The 19,556-nt window shown below is 39.8% G+C and carries 23 protein-coding genes; 16 read left to right on the top strand and 7 right to left on the bottom strand.

The window, feature by feature from the left end:
* Positions 1-221 precede the first annotated feature (221 nt).
* Positions 222-401, bottom strand: a complete 180-nt coding sequence (locus G6053_RS10095) for a hypothetical protein (protein ID WP_165306352.1) — start codon at positions 399-401, stop codon at positions 222-224.
* A complete protein-coding gene (locus tag G6053_RS10090) occupies positions 398-1,906 on the bottom strand; it encodes an NAD(P)H-hydrate dehydratase (RefSeq protein ID WP_165306351.1) in 1,509 nt (502 codons plus the stop codon). Before G6053_RS10090 ends, G6053_RS10095 begins: the two co-directional genes overlap by 4 nt.
* 408 nt (positions 1,907-2,314) lie before the next feature.
* Here G6053_RS10090 and G6053_RS10085 point away from each other — a divergent pair, with 408 nt between their 5' ends.
* The 3 genes from G6053_RS10085 to G6053_RS10075 all read left to right on the top strand — a co-directional run bounded on the left by G6053_RS10085 (position 2,315) and on the right by G6053_RS10075 (position 5,160).
* The gene (locus G6053_RS10085) at positions 2,315-3,142 is read left to right on the top strand and encodes a DUF4846 domain-containing protein (RefSeq protein ID WP_165306350.1); all 828 of its coding nucleotides are present in this window, start codon (positions 2,315-2,317) and stop codon (positions 3,140-3,142) included.
* A 261-nt stretch (positions 3,143-3,403) separates the two neighbouring features.
* Complete coding sequence (gene hmpA, locus G6053_RS10080) at positions 3,404-4,606, top strand: NO-inducible flavohemoprotein (RefSeq protein WP_241254973.1); 1,203 nt, start codon at positions 3,404-3,406, stop codon at positions 4,604-4,606.
* Positions 4,607-4,674: 68 nt separating this feature from the next.
* Positions 4,675-5,160 carry an Rrf2 family transcriptional regulator gene (locus tag G6053_RS10075; protein ID WP_346774519.1) on the top strand — a complete coding sequence of 162 codons (486 nt, stop codon included), beginning with the start codon at positions 4,675-4,677 and terminating at the stop codon, positions 5,158-5,160.
* A 556-nt stretch (positions 5,161-5,716) separates the two neighbouring features.
* Here the strand turns inward: G6053_RS10075 and G6053_RS10070 are convergent.
* Positions 5,717-5,989: a hypothetical protein gene (locus tag G6053_RS10070; protein WP_165306349.1), complete on the bottom strand. Its 273-nt coding sequence runs from the start codon at positions 5,987-5,989 to the stop codon at positions 5,717-5,719.
* A gap of 636 nt (positions 5,990-6,625) precedes the next feature.
* Here G6053_RS10070 and G6053_RS10065 point away from each other — a divergent pair.
* The gene (locus G6053_RS10065; RefSeq protein WP_165306348.1) at positions 6,626-7,258 is read left to right on the top strand and encodes a hypothetical protein; all 633 of its coding nucleotides are present in this window, start codon (positions 6,626-6,628) and stop codon (positions 7,256-7,258) included.
* 36 nt (positions 7,259-7,294) lie between these two features.
* Complete coding sequence (locus G6053_RS10060; protein ID WP_165306347.1) at positions 7,295-7,915, top strand: hypothetical protein; 621 nt, start codon at positions 7,295-7,297, stop codon at positions 7,913-7,915.
* Positions 7,916-7,963: 48 nt separating this feature from the next.
* Here G6053_RS10060 and G6053_RS10055 read toward each other — a convergent pair whose 3' ends face one another.
* Positions 7,964-8,317 (bottom strand): SRPBCC family protein, encoded by a 354-nt coding sequence (locus tag G6053_RS10055; protein WP_165306346.1) that lies wholly within the window; start codon positions 8,315-8,317, stop codon positions 7,964-7,966.
* A 121-nt stretch (positions 8,318-8,438) separates the two neighbouring features.
* Between G6053_RS10055 and G6053_RS10050 the strand changes: the two genes are divergently transcribed.
* Positions 8,439-8,948 (top strand): GNAT family protein, encoded by a 510-nt coding sequence (locus G6053_RS10050; protein ID WP_108632232.1) that lies wholly within the window; start codon positions 8,439-8,441, stop codon positions 8,946-8,948.
* The gene (locus G6053_RS10045) at positions 8,945-9,790 is read left to right on the top strand and encodes a metallophosphoesterase (RefSeq protein ID WP_165306345.1); all 846 of its coding nucleotides are present in this window, start codon (positions 8,945-8,947) and stop codon (positions 9,788-9,790) included. The genes G6053_RS10050 and G6053_RS10045 overlap by 4 nt, the downstream gene beginning before the upstream one ends.
* A gap of 48 nt (positions 9,791-9,838) precedes the next feature.
* On the opposite strand, the gene G6053_RS10040 is transcribed toward G6053_RS10045, so the two are convergent.
* Positions 9,839-10,420, bottom strand: coding sequence for a TetR/AcrR family transcriptional regulator (locus tag G6053_RS10040; RefSeq protein WP_165306344.1), 582 nt, complete (start codon positions 10,418-10,420; stop codon positions 9,839-9,841).
* Between the two features lie 59 nt (positions 10,421-10,479).
* Here G6053_RS10040 and G6053_RS10035 point away from each other — a divergent pair, with 59 nt between their 5' ends.
* The 3 genes from G6053_RS10035 (at position 10,480) to G6053_RS10025 (ending at position 11,533) form a co-directional block, all read left to right on the top strand.
* Positions 10,480-10,668, top strand: a complete 189-nt coding sequence (locus G6053_RS10035) for a hypothetical protein (protein ID WP_108632234.1) — start codon at positions 10,480-10,482, stop codon at positions 10,666-10,668.
* Complete coding sequence (locus G6053_RS10030) at positions 10,623-11,069, top strand: hypothetical protein (RefSeq protein WP_165306343.1); 447 nt, start codon at positions 10,623-10,625, stop codon at positions 11,067-11,069. Before G6053_RS10035 ends, G6053_RS10030 begins: the two co-directional genes overlap by 46 nt.
* Before the next feature lie 173 nt (positions 11,070-11,242).
* Positions 11,243-11,533, top strand: a complete 291-nt coding sequence (locus G6053_RS10025) for an RNA polymerase alpha subunit C-terminal domain-containing protein (protein WP_165306342.1) — start codon at positions 11,243-11,245, stop codon at positions 11,531-11,533.
* Positions 11,534-11,669: 136 nt separating this feature from the next.
* Here G6053_RS10025 and G6053_RS10020 read toward each other — a convergent pair whose 3' ends face one another.
* Complete coding sequence (locus G6053_RS10020) at positions 11,670-12,095, bottom strand: cold shock domain-containing protein (RefSeq protein WP_108632237.1); 426 nt, start codon at positions 12,093-12,095, stop codon at positions 11,670-11,672.
* 421 nt (positions 12,096-12,516) lie between these two features.
* Here G6053_RS10020 and G6053_RS10015 point away from each other — a divergent pair, with 421 nt between their 5' ends.
* Positions 12,517-12,798, top strand: a complete 282-nt coding sequence (locus G6053_RS10015) for a GNAT family N-acetyltransferase (RefSeq protein ID WP_108632238.1) — start codon at positions 12,517-12,519, stop codon at positions 12,796-12,798.
* A 55-nt stretch (positions 12,799-12,853) separates the two neighbouring features.
* On the opposite strand, the gene leuS is transcribed toward G6053_RS10015, so the two are convergent.
* Complete coding sequence (gene leuS, locus G6053_RS10010; RefSeq protein ID WP_165306341.1) at positions 12,854-15,637, bottom strand: leucine--tRNA ligase; 2,784 nt, start codon at positions 15,635-15,637, stop codon at positions 12,854-12,856.
* A 218-nt stretch (positions 15,638-15,855) separates the two neighbouring features.
* On the opposite strand from leuS, the gene G6053_RS10005 reads away from it, so the two are divergent.
* From G6053_RS10005 to G6053_RS09985, 5 genes are read left to right on the top strand one after another with little or no spacing between them, the layout of a single operon-like run.
* Complete coding sequence (locus tag G6053_RS10005; protein ID WP_108632240.1) at positions 15,856-16,734, top strand: permease-like cell division protein FtsX; 879 nt, start codon at positions 15,856-15,858, stop codon at positions 16,732-16,734.
* A gap of 2 nt (positions 16,735-16,736) precedes the next feature.
* Positions 16,737-16,982: a DUF3098 domain-containing protein gene (locus tag G6053_RS10000; protein ID WP_104382545.1), complete on the top strand. Its 246-nt coding sequence runs from the start codon at positions 16,737-16,739 to the stop codon at positions 16,980-16,982.
* Positions 16,983-16,997: 15 nt separating this feature from the next.
* The gene (locus G6053_RS09995; RefSeq protein WP_165306340.1) at positions 16,998-17,792 is read left to right on the top strand and encodes an undecaprenyl-diphosphate phosphatase; all 795 of its coding nucleotides are present in this window, start codon (positions 16,998-17,000) and stop codon (positions 17,790-17,792) included.
* A 9-nt stretch (positions 17,793-17,801) separates the two neighbouring features.
* The gene (gene truB / locus G6053_RS09990; protein ID WP_165306339.1) at positions 17,802-18,524 is read left to right on the top strand and encodes a tRNA pseudouridine(55) synthase TruB; all 723 of its coding nucleotides are present in this window, start codon (positions 17,802-17,804) and stop codon (positions 18,522-18,524) included.
* 55 nt (positions 18,525-18,579) lie between these two features.
* Complete coding sequence (locus G6053_RS09985) at positions 18,580-19,554, top strand: bifunctional riboflavin kinase/FAD synthetase (protein WP_108632243.1); 975 nt, start codon at positions 18,580-18,582, stop codon at positions 19,552-19,554.
* The last annotated feature ends 2 nt before the right edge of the window (positions 19,555-19,556 follow it).

Genomic DNA, 19,556 nt, shown 5'->3' with positions numbered 1-19,556 from the left:
GCTCAGACTATTTTTCGAAATCGGTCCGGCTTACCCGATTCTTTCACCGGAACAAATCCATTTCGTGTCCAAAAATGCTGATGCTCCACATCCATCTGAACAAAAAGACGATGACCATTGAAGGTTTTGATAAATTGCACTGTATAACGCAGCAAGGCACTGCCCACTCCCCGTCTTCTAAAATCGGGATGGACAGTAAAATAAAGAATTTCATAATCGTTTTATGAACGCTTCAGGCTGAGCACACCGACAACTTCGTTTTCACTGTATGCCGCAAAATGAGATGCCTCAAAATCCCCGTCCAGCATGACCTCCGACAGATTCCCTTTTGAACTAAAAACTTCCTTTCGAAGTTTCCAGGTACGAGCCGCAAATACCTGTTCAATATACCAATCTGTCATGACTGTTTCTCCAGTTCTAAGAATGCAGCGGGGAGATGACTAATGATATCCGACGGTAATAAAGAATAAACGCCTAGCGTCTGCACCGCAATATCCGCCGCCCTGCCGTGTAAATATACCCCCATAATCAAGGTTTCCTGCGAAGAATAGCCCTGGCCTAGCAAAGCTGTCAATATCCCTGTCAAAATATCTCCGCTTCCCCCCGTAGCCATCCCCACATTGCCCGTGCTATTGAAATAGACTGTGCCATCAGGAGTAACGATTGCACTATTGGCACCTTTTATCAAAATATAAAGCTGGTATTCCTCCGCAAAGGCCTTCACTTTCTCAAGTTTTTCAAAATCATTCTGCCAAGTTCCCAGTATCCTGCTCAGTTCTTTGGGATGCGGGGTCAATATACTGCCCTTCGGAACAAATTGCCATAAGTCGCGATCCTGTGCCAGTATATTCAATGCATCAGCGTCCAATACCAAAGCAGTATCAAACCCTTGCATAATAAATACCTTGAAAGCATCAATCGTATACTGTGCCGTTCCCATACCAATTCCGACACCAATGGACTGAAAGGTACGAGTGTCGGGAAACTGCGTAATCATTTCTTCTTCGGGATCACTTATTACCATCGCTTCAGGGACAGCCGTTTGAATGCTGGTATATCCACAGGAAGGAATATAAGCAGAAGCCAGCCCGCATCCCGAGCGCAGAGCTGCTTTCAGTGCCAATTGCACCGCCCCCATCTTTCCCCTGCTGCCACCAATAATCAGACAATGCCCAAACGTCCCTTTATGGTCAAATTTATTCCTTTTCCGGTAGAACGGGCCTAACAATGCCAAATCAATATAATGAAATATGGTATCAACCTGTTCAAGAGCAGATCTGCTCAGCCCAATATCCAATACACGGAATGCTTTGGCCCACCTGCTATTACCAGGCATTAACAACCCCAGTTTAGGTGACTGGAATGTATACACCACATCTGCTTGTATGACGGGAGCCTCAGCTGCCGTTGGCCCGTCACTTAACAGCCCTGAAGGCATATCTATTGCATAAATTGGCCCGGTACAACAATTAATACCCGTGATAAGGCTACGCCATTCTTCGGCAAGCGGACGTTTCAGTCCGTAACCGAACAAGCAATCCAAGACGATTGCCCCAGCAGGAATATGAACCTGAGTGTCGGGACTAATCTTCTGAATGAGGTGGGCAGGCAGGCGTTTTTGATTCGCCAAATTAGCGGTTGAATAATCTGTCGCATCAACTAAATACACATTGACTTGAGCCTGCTGCTGATCCAGGAGTCTGGCCAATACCAATCCGTCGCCCCCGTTATTGCCTTTACCGCAGAAAATATAAAAAGTATATTGCGCCAAACGTGGGTATAACTGCTTTATTTCATCAAAAACAGTTGTTGCCGCCCGTTCCATCAGGTCAAGGCTGCTTACCTCCTGATCTTTCATGGTCTGCTGATCTACCCAGCTCATCTGGGCAGCTGAAAGTATCTTCATATCCGTTGTATTTTATTTTGGGCATCTATTGTCAATGATTCTTATGAAGACAGACGCCCGTTCTAATTTACTTAGAAAATAGAGTACAACCAAGACATGGACACTATTCAGTTATGATCACTTCCTTCACACCGCCGGTACGTTTCAATGTACCTCAGGTATTCAATTCACCTTTAATGGCTTTTCGCACTGATTTGAACAGCACGAAATACATCAGTTGACGCCAGAAAAACGTTGTGGAAACAGGTAAATTAAATTTTTCAAGGCCCCTACTGTTGCAAATTTATACCCATGCTCCTTAAAATAATGGATAATGCGGGACAATGCAGCGGGCTGCCCCGATTTCGGCACTCTGCTGAATTTTAGTTACCTTAGTAGAGTCAGTAAACATTGACTAGAAAACCCGATATGACTACAACATATTTATTATTAGCTGTACTATCTCTCCAAGCACTCATTGGCTGTGGACAGCCAAGTTCGGCTATATCACAATCGCAGCCCAAAGACCAGACCGCTGCTGAGCATACTGAGGCGTTTATTGCCCCCACAGGAATGACTGTCAAAACAAGAATTTCATTACCCAGCGGTTTTGAAAGACTCCCTTATACCACAAAAGACTTTGGCAGTTTTCTGGAAAACCTTCCGCTCTACCCGATAGACCATAAGGTCCGTTATTATAATGGAAAAATTAAGCCCAGGAACAACATCTACAATAGTGTTATCAAACTGGATATTGGTAAACGCGACCTCCATCAATGCGCCGATGCCGTAATGCGCTTACGCGCCGATTACCTCTATCAACAAAAAAGGTATCAAGACATTAAGTTTAACTTCCTATCGGATGGAAAGCCACGCAGTTATACAAATTATGTCAAAGGAGACTATTCTTATGCAAAATACTGGAAATACATGGAGTATATCTTTGCCTATGCCAATACAGCTTCTTTACATGACGAATTACCTAATGTAAAAACAACGAAGGCAGTCAAAATCGGAGACACTTTCATACAGAAAGGCTCGCCCATTGGCCATGCGATTATCGTCGTTGATCTCGCAAAAAATAAGGAAGGCAAGACAATCGTACTACTAGCCCAAAGCTATATGCCCGCGCAGGAAATACAGCTTTTGAATAATTGGAATGATCCACAATTAAGCCCTTGGTATGATATCGACAAGGATGTAATCAAAACTCCGGAATGGACATTTTATGCTAAAAACCTGAAAACTTGGGAATAGTTATCCTATTCGGCAAAGGCCATTAGCCTATTTTGAATCAATAGAGCCCGACAGTTAGCTATATGTCCGGTATCGGTTTTCGTTTAAAATTTAATAAAAGATATTTTTGTCTTTTATTAAATTTTTCTATTTTTGTTTTCGATAGTCATTTGCAAATGTATCCTATCAAGGAGTAATAATAACCTCTAAAAGAGGTAAAATCACATTTCATTCCTTTTTTTTAAAAAAATAAAAGACAAAAAGGTATTTAAATATTTTATTATGATCACCGAAACACAGAAAGATTTAATCAAAGGAACCATACCCGTTTTGAAAGAGCACGGTGTTGCGCTAACCAGCTATTTTTACAAACGCATGTTTACCCACAATCCTGAGCTTAAGCATATCTTCAATATGGGCAATCAGCAAAATGCAAAACAACAGACTGCCTTAGCTACGGCAGTATTGGCCTATGCAGAACATATTGACAATCCCACGGTACTCTTATCTGCCGTCAAACACATCGGGCAAAAGCACAGTAGTCTTAACATCCGTCCCGAGCATTATCAAATCGTAGGCAAGCATCTGCTGGCCTCTATCCGCGAGGTGCTGGGTGATGCAGCTACAGAAGAACTTATAGCAGCATGGAAAGTAGCTTACTTTCAATTGGCTGATCTGATGATCGGCATCGAAAAAGAGATGTATGATCAAATGGTCCAAAATGAAGGTGGCTGGACAGGCTGGAAGCCTTTTAATATTGTTAAAATCGTTTCAGAGACTGCAGAAATACAATCGGTTTACCTGGCACCGACCGACGGTGGGAAAGTTCCCAGACATAGCGCCGGCCAGTATGTAAGTGTGCGCGTTTACCTACCTGAACTTCATCTATATCAACCACGGCAGTATAGTCTGTCCGATGCCAGTAACGGTCAATACCTCCGTATTTCTGTAAAAAAAGAAACTCCTGCTGGAAAACCGGAAGGAATGGTCAGCAACTACCTACATCAATACTTTCAAGTAGGTAAGCAGCTGGAATTGACAGCACCTACTGGTTCCTTTAACCTGATGGAGAATAAATATCCGCATGTGTTTATCAGCGGTGGAGTCGGGCAGACTCCATTGATGGCGATGCTGGAACAGCTGGTCAATACCAACGGACAAAATGCAGTCACCTGGATCCATGGCTGTAGAAACAGTGAGCTACATGCATTTAAAGAAAGGCTCATGGCACTGGAAGAACAATACGAGCACATCAGCTGCTTCTCATTCTACGATGAACTCCAAGAGAGCGATAAGTACAATCTACCGGGTTGGGTGGATCTTGCTAAAATAGATCCCGAGCATCTGCCGCAAAAAGCCAACTACTACCTATGTGGCCCTTCGGGTTTTATCGCAAAGCATTTTCAGTATTTGACCAGCCGAGGCATCGAAACCGAAAACATTCATTTTGAAGAATTTGGGCCCGCTTCACTACAGCTCGGTTAAGCGGATAGTTATGGCCATCCGTAAATTTTTCATGGATTGCGGATGGCTATTCTTGATTTTGTACCTTTGTGGAAAAGCAAGAACAGATTATGGGTATTTTTTCCAAAACATGCGAATATGGTCTCCGGGCAGTTTTTTTTATCGCACAACGTTCGCAAGAAAACAAACGCGTAGGCATAAAAGAAATTGCTGAAAATATCCATTCTCCCGAAGCTTTCTTAGGTAAAATCTTGCAAAATTTAAGCCGAGCAGGTATTATCCGGTCCATGAAAGGCCCCGGAGGCGGGTTCTATCTGGATGCATCCGATATGTCTACCCCCTTGTCAGATGTGGTTAAAGCAATTGATGGGGAGAACCTTTTTGTGGGCTGCGGGATGGGCCTGGAGTTCTGTTCCGAACAGTACCCCTGTCCGCTACATCACGAATTTAAAAGCATTCGCAACAGCCTGTCCGAGATGCTTCAAAAAACAACCGTCGGTCAATTCAACGACGACCTCATCAAAGGAAAAATCTTGCTGACAAAATCCAAAGTTGCTCCAAATCAAGACAACTAAAACGACTCTCAAAAGCGGACAACATCGGTCCAAAATAACATATTTTTCATCCATTAGGAATGATTTCCTAGGACTTCAAGTGTTGCTACAGTCTTTCGTACACTATCATTATAGAAATCTCGACATATAAACATAAATAACAAATAAAGCTCATAAGTATACTGAAATAAAATAATTTAAATAAATTAAAAACACCAATAAATCAGCACACAACCTCATTTGACCCTGTAGCCATAACAACCGCTACCGATGTCGCCCCTCCCTAAAAAGAACATCTATAAAGCCTTCCTTCACAAATTTACCTACCTTCCATTATCGTCTGCATTAAATACCTGTATACGATGCGTTAATCAAGAATAACTTCGCGAATGCATAAGTATTTGGACGAAAAAAATGATAAAATGGCGCGGTCCAAAAGCGCATTTCTTATGGGTTAAATCACATATATCATGCTCATTATTGGTCAAAATAACCTTCTCTCAGAGTTTTCACGGCATAAAGCCAAATACAGAAAATTATATTTTATTATCATTTGAAATAGAATTCATTACATACGTTACATAAATAAAAAAATAACATATAAAAAACAGTAAAAACTACAGTTTTCATTAAAAAAAAGGTATGGATAAAATTTTATCCATACCTTTTTTTTTTCAACACAACAGCCCGCCCTGCATTGGGTGCTTGCTTGCTTGCTTGCTTGCTTGCTTGCTTGCTTGCTTGCTTGCTTGCTTGCTTGCTTGCTTGCTTGCTTGCTTGCTTGCTTGCTTGCTTGCTTGCTTGCTTGCTTGCTTGCTTGCTTGCTTGCTTGCTTGCTTGCTTGCAGCAAAACACCTTTTTATAATATCCAAAGAAAAGGAATACATGATCATCAACAACTATCCGCCAGCATGTATCGCAGCTGCCCTTTATTTAACCACATTTTTAAGAGACAGAAGCCCTCCAAAGACAACAAGAGTAGCAGAATATAGGTCAGTCAGAAAGTTGTCTTAAAAGCCATAAAAATAAGCCTACTTCAAATAGCGCACAGCAAAAATACATGATCATCAACAACTATCCGTCAGCATGTATCGCAGTGGCCCTTTATTTAACCACATTTTTAAGAGACAGAAGCCCTCCAAAGACAACAAGAGTAGCAGAATATAGGTCAGTCAGAAAGTTGTCTTAAAAACCATAAAAATAGCCTACTCCAGATAGCGCACAGCAAAAATAGATGATCATCAACAGCTGTCCGCCGACATGCGTTAGCCTCTTATTTAACTATATCTTTTAATTGACATAAGTACTTTATGCACGATATCACTAGATTTTCCACATGGAAAAATAGCTAAGAAATAATAAAAAAATCACATATAGAAGACACTATTTAAATGATAAAGTCGAAACAACAACAAAAATTTTAAAAACACAGACAAGCAAAAAGTCTTCCTTCTTGTTATCTTTGCACTACTATATAATTCATTATATGCATAATTGTTCAGCCGAAGACAGTTTGTTTGCACAGATCGAGATCAAGAAAATAAAAAAAGCCCATAACAATGCTATCGGTTTTATAATGTTATCGTTTCTCATCTACTTTGCTATTTTATTGTATGTTTTTTCGGACAGGTGGTTTCACCTCCCGGAAAAGCCGACTTTTTACCATAGCTCCACCCTATCCCTTTACACATTATTCCTATTTCCGACAATACTATTTGCTGGATTAAGTTGGGCTTTATATATCAAAAACCAAAAATATATGCGTGCCCTAAAGCAGCTCGACAGCCATGACTTAGGTACCTATCGACGGTACACAAGCGTACTTGCTCAGCGATATACAGCCATTGCGCCCTACATTTTCTGTAAAGATGAACTTATATTCTTCCCTCTTTTTGGAAATAAAAAGATTCCAATCAATCAGATCAAACGCATAGAAACAAAATTTGTCCGTAATTATCGTGATACATACAGCTTCCGCATCTATCTGTATAATGAAGCTACAAAAATCTATCAGGTAGCAATGAACCAGATAGCTGCCTTCGATTTTCTACAGAAACAGCTTCTCGAGGAAAATCCAGATCTGACGATCATCGCACGGAACCAATACCTTCTTATTTGACAAAAAAAACAAGCCTACACACTATTAATTCATGATATGGAAAGTTATTCAGCCCACAACAGTTCATTTTTACAAACTGAGATAAGGAAAATCTGCAAAGTCCGTAATGCTGGTATCGGACTATTTATAGCGATGTTTCTTTTTTGCTATGGCTTCTTCTTCTATGTTTTTTTGGATAAGTGGACAGCTGCTTCAGATAAACTGGCATTTTTTTACAAGTCCCTCCCGCTCTTGAGTACATTGTTCGTCTATTTCGGCGTATTATTCGGCGGGCTCAGCTGGTTCGTTTACGCCAAAAATCAGAAATTTATTATTGCCCTACGAGGTCTCAATAGTCGTGACCTTGCTATTTATCAGCGGTACACCCGAAGACTTGTCCGCATCTATGCAACTATTGCGCCGTACCTTTTTCAGGAGCATGAACTTGTATTTTTTCCTTTTTTTGGAAGTAAAAAAATCTCGATCAGTCAGATCCACCGCATCGAGACTAAAATTATTCAGAATCCCCGCGGTCCAAACAGCTTCCGCGTCTATTTTTACAACGAATTCTCCAAGATCCATCAGGTGACAATGAACCAGAGAGGTGCCTTTGATTTTTTACAGGAACAACTTCTACTGGAAAACCCATATCTGAGCATTACCTCAAGAAACCGATAAGATCCTTATAGCCAAACCATAAACAAAAAACCACCTTCTACCCTATCCTCAGCAATAACGGACATAATCTCCTGATTCCGCAACCAATTTGATGATACGGTTGCGCTCTTCAAACAGATGCTGATGATCCATCGACGGAAATACACCCTGTACCATCTTATCCTCAAAAAAATAGGGCTTTTCCATTTTCGTGATCCGCACCGTCAAGGTTTGATATACGCCCAGATGCTTTGCTCGCCACCGAACAATCTGCCCCGCCTCAATCAACCCACTGGTGATCCCAGCTATTGCCCGCTCATTTGTTTTCTTCGTCGAATACATATGCAGATCTATACTGCGGGCCAGATCAAAAACTATAGCTATGGGCGCATTTACAAGGGTATCTAAAACAAGTGTTGGCATACAATCGTCGTGTCAGTAAATCTGTAACGAATTTCGCAAAAATCACGATATTTTTTAGGAAAGCGTCCAACAATTATCTAACTTAATCCTATACTTAGGTTTAGATGTCAATAATAAATTTATGATCACACTACTTCCATTTGAAGAAACCGACTTTGAGCGCTTCAAATCCTGGATAAAATCCCCAGAAGAACTCCTGCAATTTGCAGGCCCTTATTTTTCTTTTCCAGTCACTGACGTACAGTTAAAAAAATACATTGCCGATCCCAAGCGTCGTGCGTACAAAATTATCAGTACAGAAACAAACAACGTTATCGGGCATTGCGAATTAAATTTTGAAAGAGCTACCCCAAGACTATCCCGCATATTGATTGCTGACAATACGGAGCGCAACAAGGGTTTCGGAAGAAAAACAATAAACGCCATGCTAAAACTTCTTTTCATCGACGATGTATACGATAGCGCGGATCTGAATGTGTATGCATGGAACAGCAATGCGATAAAATGCTATGAAGGAGCAGGATTTGAAATCAATGAAGGTGTCACAACCGATACTCCCATCGGCAATGAAGTTTGGAAAAGTCTAAATATGCAGGTTACAAAATCCAGTTGGTTAGCCAAAACACAATGAAAAGGAAACGTTTTTTTAAGAAAGGTTTTATCTCCTTCATCTTAATTGCAGCTTTGGCCGGCTATTACGCTTGGCAGATTGAACCACATTGGGTAAAATACGAGCAACTAAAGCTCCCCATAAGACATCTTCCTGAGAACCTCGAAGGGAAAACGCTTGTCCAGATTTCGGACATCCACATCGGTAACTATGTGGATAAAGATTTTATTAAAAACAGCTTCAAAAAAATTAAAAAAATAAGCCCGGACATTATTGTCTATACTGGCGATTTCGTCCGGTTGACCAACAACGCCCTACCGCTCGATGACCTTGATGATGTCATGCAAGCGGCACCAAAAGGAAAAATACTAACAGTGGCAATCTTAGGAAACCATGACTATGGACGTGCTTTTAGGGATAGTGCCGCAGCCGATTCGATTACCGCCCTTATCACAAAACATCAAATAAGGGTTTTAAGAAACGAACGTGCAAACGCAGCCGGCCTATTGCTCTACGGTATGGACGACTACTGGGGAACAAACTTCGACCCGATAAAAACAATGCAGAACTACGACAGCAAACAGGCCAGCTTAGTCATTTGTCATAATCCGGATGTTGCTGATCTGGATGTTTGGAATGGTTATGAAGGGTGGATCTTGTCCGGCCATACACATGCGGGCCAAGTTCGGATCCCATTTTGGGGCTCTCCGATAATCCCCGTCTCCAACAAAAACTATGACCAGGGTGTTAAAAAACTAGATGGAAATCGGACGCTTTATATCAACAGGGGCCTTGGCCATAGTATCCCGATTCGCTTTAATGCACGGCCAGAAATAAGCCTTTTTACTTTAACAAGAGGTTAAGTTGATGGATAACACTGCGTTTAACCTCGTCACAAGCAAGAACCGGAATTAGGTCAGGTATGGATAGAAAGCAACTTCTATCGTTTGTCGATAGTCTTCCAGCGCATCCGATTGACACCGGCCTCCCAGTACTGCAAAACTCGAATACCAGAAATCTGATATAATAAAAATCTGACGTATAAAACCCTTCAGTATAGCTATCGGTATGTCCTGCCGGAACATCCCTAACTCAGCGTAGTACCTGAAGAGGGAGACAAACTGCTCCTCACGACGCATGACAAGATCCCTGTAAGACTCACCAATTGCAGGGATCCACGCACATACCTCAACAAAATTGACAAAAATGAATCTGTATTTGTTGATCAATCTATAAGATCCGTCCGTAAACTCCCGCAATAGCTCCCGAAGCACAAGATCTTTCTTATCAAATAAAACCACCATTTCATCGTAATCACGTTGGAGTTGCCCGAAAACAGTAAAGATAATATCTTCTGTATGTTTAAAATGATAATGAAGATTTCCGGCACTGATCCCCATTTCCTGAGCAATCTGACGTGTGGTTACCGTACGTATCCCTTCGCGGTTATATAGACTTAATGCTGCCTCGATAATTTTTTCTTTCGTATTCATGACACAAAATTAGAACAATTGTTCTAATTTTGTGTCATGAATGATAAAATTAAGATCATATGAAAGATAAAAAGAAAGGAAACTGGCTGAAAAATCAATACTTCGACTTAAAACAGACACTCATTCCGATTCATCCTAACGATAGTTCATGGAAAAAATTCGGCAAACAGACAGCTTTTTTTATGTTTTTAACTTTGATGGCATGCGGAGCAATAGCGATGTTGATCGCCGTTTCCTTTGCACATTAGGAAAGGCACTTTTTGACAATATATTTATTTTCTACTGGTTGTGCTGGTTCTTTATCCGATTTACACGGCACTGCCATTTTCCGATTCCATATTTAAACAGCTGGCTTACGGATTTTGTCTTTGTTCCCATCATTGTTCACGTCTCATCTGTTGTGGGAAGTTATCTATTTAACAATGGTAATCCACATGGCTATCCGCTGTATCAAATCTGGTTTATAGCCGCTATTGTATCGCTAGTTTTTGAGTGGGTAATGCCCTACTATACGGATTATAACACAGCTGATCTTTATGATGTTCTTGCCTATTTCACCGGAGGGCTATTTTACTTTTTGTTTCATCAGCCCCGTTACATCAAAAAAAGTTCCGATGGAACCAATCATTTGGTTTGTAGCCAAAATTAAATCAGAGCCGATAAAAACACATTCTGGAACAAAATAGAATATACGTTCTGAAAAATTTTCGCTCAAAATCGCCCAGAATATCTTATTGAAAAACAGACATTAAAATAGCAAAAGCATAAACTATAATCGAAGAATAATGTTGATATTGTAATTAATTAGCAGATATAGGCAACATGACGAGAATCAAAACCAGAAGAATATGTACTAATGGGCACAGCTTCTATAAGATTACAGACTGCCCAACATGCCCAATATGCGAAAAGGAAAAGAAACCTAAAGATGGTTTTCTAGCTCTTTTGGGTAGCCCCGCTAGAAATGCACTTTTAAACCATGGCATAGATCAACTTGAAAAACTGGCTCAGTATTCGGAGAAGGACCTACTGAAGCTCCATGGTCTTGGAAAGACTTCCTTACCTTTGTTAGGTCAGGCTTTAATGGAAAAGGGATTAAAATTTAAGGAGTAGGCTGCTCCAAAGGCTATTCTGTCAGGTAATAACAAAAAATAAGCCCTCGCTTGGCTTCCACATAGTTTCTGGCTACTAAGAAGTGCTTGAGGGCTTTATAATTCAACGCTTTTAGCACAAGCGGAACCTTCGTTTACTAGTACTCAATCAAAACCTCAGTGACCTGAGCGCCTTGTTTAGCACTTTTGAATTTAAACTTCACTTTCTGATTCAAGTTCAATTTTTGTCCGACAAGACGGTCATTGAAATAGATAGATTGCTGGGTGTCATTGTCTCTAATGAATCCATAATTGGACTCTGCGTTGTAATGGACAACTTTTCCGAAAGAGTACTCGTCATGATGGTTTGAAGTCATGCTTGGACTCTCTCCTTCTTTCAATTTTATCGCAGGTCTGTCTGAGATATTCCCGTGTTCATCAACATAAGCAAACAATTCTTCCAAAGATTTTCCTTTGTCGTTGTTTGTTTTATTGAATTCTTTTTTCTCAATTTTTTGCTGTTTTTTGAGTAGTTTCTTTTTTTCTCGTTCTTTTTTGTTAAATGTAATTTGGCTTTTGCTCATTCAATATGGATTAAAATAAAATGTTCCCGAGGAGGTTTCGGACCTTTAGAGCTTTGGTGAAAAAGATAAAAATGCGAGGTGTTCTAAGGAGATAATTGCAAAGGTACAAAAAAAATAGGAGAAATCAGATAGTCGATCACCTAATTCTCCTAAGATCACGAAGGAAAAGATGTTCATTTTTTGTTCCTTTAATATATTCAGCAGAGGCCAGCGTACAGACACAATTCTTTTATATTTAAATTTGGCAACGCCGTTTAGTATCAAAACGACAGTCCATATACAGCATTCGGTCGCCGTCTCACCTAAATTCAAAAAATGAGAAGGCTCATAGATAGCTGCATATTGTATACTTGGCGAAGTAAAAATTGAAAACTTTAATAAAACAAAAATATCTTTTGGACGTTATTTTGAAAAAAACACTATGGAAGTAAAAAATATCGAAAGAGATGACAGAGGTAATTTCATCGCCGAGGTGGATAATAATGAGGCTGGGATTTTAGAGTATACATGGCAGACTGAGAACGAGTTCTCCATAGACCACACCGAGGTATATGACGAATATAAAGGGATGAGTGTCGGTAAAAAACTCGTTCTTGAAGCAGTGGATTATGCCCGGAAAAACGAGGCCAAGATTATTCCAAATTGCCCATACGCTAAATCAATTTTTGATAAAACAATTGCCTTTCAGGACGTATTAGCCTAAAAAAGCCATTTTATCACTGGGACAAAATGGCTTTTATTCTTGATAGCAGTTTGGACTAAGCTACAATATTGATTATTTTTCCTTTTACAAAAATGATCTTTTTAATAGGCTTGCCGTCCAGATGCCTTTGCACATCTGCATGTGCCTTGATCGTTTCTTCAACGGTTTGTTGATCCAAATCCAATGCGAGTGATAGATTGAACTTCATCTTACCATTGAAAGAGACCGGATATGCAAATTCAGACTCGACTAGATATTCTGGTTTAAATGTAGGATAAGTTGCCTGAGAAAGCGTACCTGCCTCATGCCCCAATAAATTCCACAATTCCTCCGTAATATGTGGTGCATAAGATTGAAGAACGATAACAAGTTGCTCCAATATCTGGCGTTTATTGCATTTCAAATCGGTCAATTCATTCACACAGATCATAAAGGCCGAAACAGAGGTATTGAACGAAAAACGCTCGATATCATCTTCCACTTTCTTAATAATCTTATGTAAAGCTTTAAACTCGGCCTTTGAAGGCTCTTCATCCGATACATTAAAATTACCTTCGGCATCGTGAAACAGGCGCCATACTTTCTTTAAAAACTTGTAAACACCTTCGATACCATTGGTGTTCCAAGGCTTAGCCTGTTCCAGTGGTCCCAAAAACATTTCGTAAAGACGTAAGGTATCAGCGCCGTAAGTCTCAATGATATCATCTGGATTAACGACATTGAATTTCGACTTGGACATTTTCTCCACCTCACTGCCACAGATATATTTGCCATTTTCCAATACAAATTCAGCATTCGCAAAATCAGGTCTGAAGTTTTTGAATTTTTCCAGATCCAAAACATCATTCGACACAATATTGACATCCACGTGCAAAGGAATTGTATTGTAATCATTTCTCAAGCCATAGGACACAAATTGATTGGTTCCTCTGCCCTCTTCATCGAGTACACGGTAAACAAAATTTGAACGTCCCTGAATCATCCCCTGATTGATCAGTTTTCGGAAAGGCTCTTCTTCATTATGATAGCCAAGATCTTTTAAAAACTTATTCCAAAAACGTGAATACAACAAGTGACCTGTCGCATGCTCTGACCCACCAATGTATAAATCAACGGCTTTCCAGTAATCAACAGCTTCCTTTGAAGCAAAGCTATCTTCATTCTTTGGATCCATGTACCTGAACCAATACCATGAAGAGCCTGCCCAACCCGGCATTGTACTCAACTCATATTCATACTGATCTTCATATTTCCAGTCCTTCGCACGTCCTAAAGGAGGTTCTCCGGACTCTGTCGGCAAGTACTTATCAACCTCAGGTAACAATAAGGGTAGTTCTTCTTCTTTAATAAGGTACGGAAGACCATTTTTAAAATAAACAGGTACAGGTTCGCCCCAATAACGCTGACGTCCAAAAATGGCATCACGCATACGGAAGTTGATTTTCGCCTTACCCAATTTCAATTCTTCCAGCCTAGTGATCAGCGTAGGTACAGCCTCCTGATAGGTCATACCATTGATAAAGTCCGAATTGATATATTTTCCATCCTTATTTGGATCAGCTTCTTCTTCAATCTGCTGTGTATCCGAAATCGGAATAATTTCTAAATTAAAATGTTTGGCAAAAACATAGTCACGTTGATCACCACTTGGCACAGCCATTACAGCTCCTGTACCATATCCGGCAAGCACGTAATCCGCAATCCAGATCTGAACATCCCGACCTGAAATAGGATGTTTGGCATAAGCACCTGTGAAAGCACCCGACACTGTTTTGGTATCAGCCATACGATCCAATTCGGATTTTTTTGATGTTTTCTCAATATAAGCTTCAACTTCAGCTTTTTGTTCGGCTGTCGTCAACGATGCGACCAATTCATGTTCAGGTGCTAAAACAACAAATGAAACACCAAAAATGGTATCTACACGTGTTGTGAAAACTTCTATCGCGGTATCCAGCTGCGGAACGGGGAATTTCACCGAAGCGCCGACAGATTTACCAATCCAGTTACGTTGCATTTCTACCAACGGCTCTGGCCAATCAATGGTATCCAGACCTTTCAATAGGCGATCAGCATACGCCGTAATGCGCATAGACCACTGCATCATTTTCTTTTGTTCAACCGGGTAACCGCCGCGTTCAGAAACACCATTGATCACCTCATCATTGGCCAATACTGTTCCTAAGGCAGCACACCAATTCACCGTACTCTCGCGCAAATAAGCAATGCGATATTTTAACAGCTCACGCTGTTGTGTTTCTTCATCAAAAGATTTCCATTCCTCTGCAGTGAATGCTAATACATCTTCGTCAGAGACTGCCTGAACAGCTGTAGAACCGTTTGTAGAAAATTTCGCAATCAATGTATCAATGGATTCCGCTTTATCCGTTTCTTTATTATACCAAGAATCGAATGATTTCATAAAAATCCACTGCGTCCATTTATAATATTCAGGTTCAGAAGTACGGACTTCTCTACTCCAGTCATAAGAGAAACCGATGTTATCCATCTGCTCGCGGTAACGATTGATATTTGCTTCGGTTGTAACAGCAGGGTGTTGACCCGTTTGAATCGCATATTGTTCTGCAGGAAGTCCAAAGGAATCATACCCCATTGGGTGTAGTACATTGAAGCCTTTTAATCGTTTATATCTTGAAAAGATGTCCGAAGCAATGTATCCCAGAGGATGACCAACATGTAGTCCCGCCCCAGATGGATAAGGAAACATATCCAACACATAGTATTTTGGCTTCTGGTGTGCATCTGATGTTTTATAGGTTTGATGATCCGCCCAAAACTTTTGCCACTTTTTCTCTAATGATTTGTGATTATACTCCATTTTTGTTCGTAAGGAATTTTTATGACTTGCGAAATTACGATTTTAATACTGAAATGTGATAAAAGTTTTGTAGTTTGAACAATAAATTCTAGTATTGAAAAGTTATTTAAACATAGGTAGAAAACAAAATTCGAATTGATTTTTATCAAAGTAATTACAAGATAAATTCGAAATCTTCCGCTCAATTAGTTACTTTCGCAAATAAATTTTTGCTTATTATGTCAGAATACGAATTAAGCACACAAAAAAGAAAAACAAAGTCTGTCTATGTTTCCACAGTGATCAGCATCGCGCTGGTGCTCTTGGTGACAGGTATGTTGGGCTTATTATTGGTGCACGCTAAAAATCTTTCAAAGTACGTTAAAGAAAACATTGTCCTGAATGTCATTGTAAACGATGGCACCAGTGAGGGTGACGTGCTCTCCTTACAAAAAGATCTTGAAAAAGATCCTTATGTGCTTCGTTCAGTATACATCAGCAAAGAAATCGCTGCGAAAAACTTGAAAGAAGATCTCGGTGAAGATTTTGTGCAATATCTTGGGCATAATCCATTATTACCTTCTCTGGATGTCTATATGAAGGAAAATTACGCCAATACAGACAGTATCAAGACATTCATTGAAAAAATCTCTAAAAATAATAGAATAAAAGAGGTGGTTTATCAAGAATCGTTAATTGATATGGTCAATAAAAATGTACGTATCATCGGTATGATTGTTTTAGCCTTCGCTGTTATTCTCTTGATTATTGCCGTTGCCTTAATCAACAATACAATACGTCTGGCCATATACTCGCAGCGTTTCTTAATTAAAAGCATGCAGTTAATCGGTGCGACCAAGAACTTTATTCGCAAACCTTTTATCACTTATGGTATTATTCATGGATTGCTTGGTTCACTGATCGCGATTTTATTGTTGATATTGACGCTCAAATTTGCGCAACAACAGATACCTGAATTGGTATTTCTGCGCAACTGGTTTGAATTTGCCGTTATCTTTTTAGGGGTTATCTTCATCGGAATTTTAATCTCAGGCCTCAGCACCTACTTTGCTGTGACGAAATATTTAAAAGCTCAATCTAACGATTTATATAGATAAAAATGGCTCAAATTAAGAAATCTACAGAATCTGTGAATAAAGGTTCTTTCGTATTTTCCAAATTAAATTATCAGCTTTTTATAGCTAGTCTGATCATTGTTGTCATCGGCTTTGCCCTGATGTCAGGTGAAACTGATATTTATAGTTTTACCAAAATTACGTTAGCCCCTATTGTTGTTGTCCTTGGCTTTGCCTTAGGCTTTGTTGCGATCCTATATCGTCCCAAAACAACGAAAACTGAAGAATAATCTTATTAAAAACAGATGTCTATTATTGAAGCTATCATCCTCGCTATCATCGAAGGATTAACGGAGTTTTTGCCTGTCTCCTCTACAGGTCATATGATTATCGCAACCGCTCTGATGGGTATTCAACCCTCTGCCTTTGTTAAATTATTTACGATTGTCATTCAATTGGGAACGATTTTATCGGTTCTCGTTTTATATTATAAAAGGTTTTTTAAATCGCTTTCATTCTATTACAAACTGGTGATTGCAGCTATTCCAGCCTCGGTGCTGGGATTACTCTTCAATGATTTCATCGATTCACTTTTAGAAAGCCCCTTGATGGTTGCCATTATGCTGGTCGTTGGTGGTGTTGTGCTTCTTTTTGTAGACAAGTGGTTTAATAAACCTACTGTTGAAGATTCGGACGAAATTTCCTATAAACAGGCTTTTATGATCGGTGTATACCAATGTTTGGCTTTGATTCCGGGCACATCTCGATCTGCAAGTACCATTATCGGTGGTATGGCCGAAAAATTAACACGTAAAGCGGCAGCGGAGTTTTCATTTTTCCTAGCTTTACCAATGATGTTTGGTGCATCAGCGGTTAAACTCCTGAAGTTTTTCAAAGAAGGAAATACATTTACAAGTGAAGAACTCAACCTGCTTATTGTTGGTAACCTCATCGGCTTTGTTGTGGCAATTATTGCCATCAAATCATTTATTGGATTTTTAACAAAGCATGGATTTAAGGCCTTTGGGTGGTACAGAATAGTGATTGGCGTTATTATACTGGTATTACTGCTTTCGGGTCATAGTTTACAAATTATCTAAAATTTTTTCATGGAAAACAGAGAGGTTGGTGAAAACTCAGCAGAGTTTAATTTTGCTGAAGGCGAAATGTTGTTGATTGATAAACCTTTGACATGGACAAGTTTCGACGTTGTAGGTAAAGTCAGGAACTCACTAAAACCATTAAAATTAAAAGTTGGCCATGCAGGCACACTGGATCCTTTGGCAACAGGATTATTGATTGTCTGCACCGGTAAATTAACAAAAAAGATCGACAGCTATCAGGCTGAAGACAAAGAATATACAGGTACAATTACACTAGGAGGCACTACCCCTTCCTACGACCTGGAAACCGAAATTGACGAGACATTCCCGATCACACATATTAACGAACAAATGATATTGGATGCTGCAAAATCATTTGTGGGTGATATCCAACAATTTCCTCCAGCACACTCTGCCATAAAGATCAATGGGGAACGTGTTTATGAAAAAGCACGCCGCGGTGAAGATGTCGAAATAAAATCCCGGCAGGTACGGATCAATAGCTTTGAAATTGAGAAGATTGAACTTCCCAACATATATTTTCGTATTTCCTGTTCAAAGGGTACATATATCCGATCCTTGGCGTACGACTTTGGAAAAGTATTACAGAGTGGATCACATTTAAGTTCATTAAGACGAACCAAAAGTGGTGATTATCGTGTCGAAAACGCTTGGAACCTCGAACAGCTTATCGCCGAAATAAAACGTCATAAAGAAATCATTAAATAACCCTATCGGCACTTTTTATTGATTCTTTATCTTATTTTTGCAAAAAATCCTATAAATGAAAATCTACAGAAGTTTAGAAGATTTCACTCCCGTTGAAAATGCAGTCGTTACCATTGGTACTTTTGACGGTGTTCATATCGGCCACCAAAAAATATTAGTCCACTTAAAGGAGGCTGCACAAAAGATTAACGGCGAAACCATATTGCTTACTTTTTTTCCTCATCCCCGGTTAATTATTAATCCAGATGATGATAGCTTACGGCTAATAAATGATATTGAAGAGAAAGTGAGCCAATTAAGCAAAGTGGGTATTGACCATTTGATCATTATCCCCTTCTCCCGTGATTTTTCCAATCAGACTCCTGAAGAATATATCAGCAATGTGCTTGTAGGAAAATTGGGCACCAAAAAGATTGTTATCGGATATGACCATCATTTTGGAAAAGACCGCAAAGGTTCCTTAGGAGACTTGGAACAATTTGCTTCGATATTTGATTATAGTGTGGACGAAATCCCAGAACAGGATATCAATGATATTGCCGTCTCTTCCACCCGTGTCCGTGAAGCACTCATTAAAGGTGATATCAAAACGGCCAACCTGTATTTAGGTTATCCTTTTGAATTGACAGGAACTGTGATCCGAGGGGATCAAATCGGGCGTACCATTGGATTTCCGACAGCCAATCTACAGGTGCATGAACCTCATAAACTCATTCCTGCCTACGGTATCTATGCCGTTGAGGTCTATATATACAATCATATCCAAAATATCACTACAGGCGAGTATAAAGAAGAGAATCCTGTTTCAATCGCTAAGGGTATGGGATATATTGGTACAAGGCCTACTGTTGACGGAATGAATCGTGCGATTGAAATCAGTCTATTTGACTTTGATCAGGATATTTATGGCAAAACACTACGCGTCAAATTCCTTCACTTTATCCGCCACGATGAACGTTTTGACTCACTGGAGGAAATGAAAGCGCAGATCAAAGCAGATGAAATAGAAATAAGAAATCTTATTGCATAATA

Source organism: Sphingobacterium sp. DR205 (assembly GCF_011064245.1).
Classification (GTDB): Bacteria; Bacteroidota; Bacteroidia; order Sphingobacteriales; family Sphingobacteriaceae; genus Sphingobacterium; species Sphingobacterium athyrii.
Note: the sequence above shows the minus strand (reverse complement) of the source record. Positions and strands in the feature narration are given on the sequence as shown.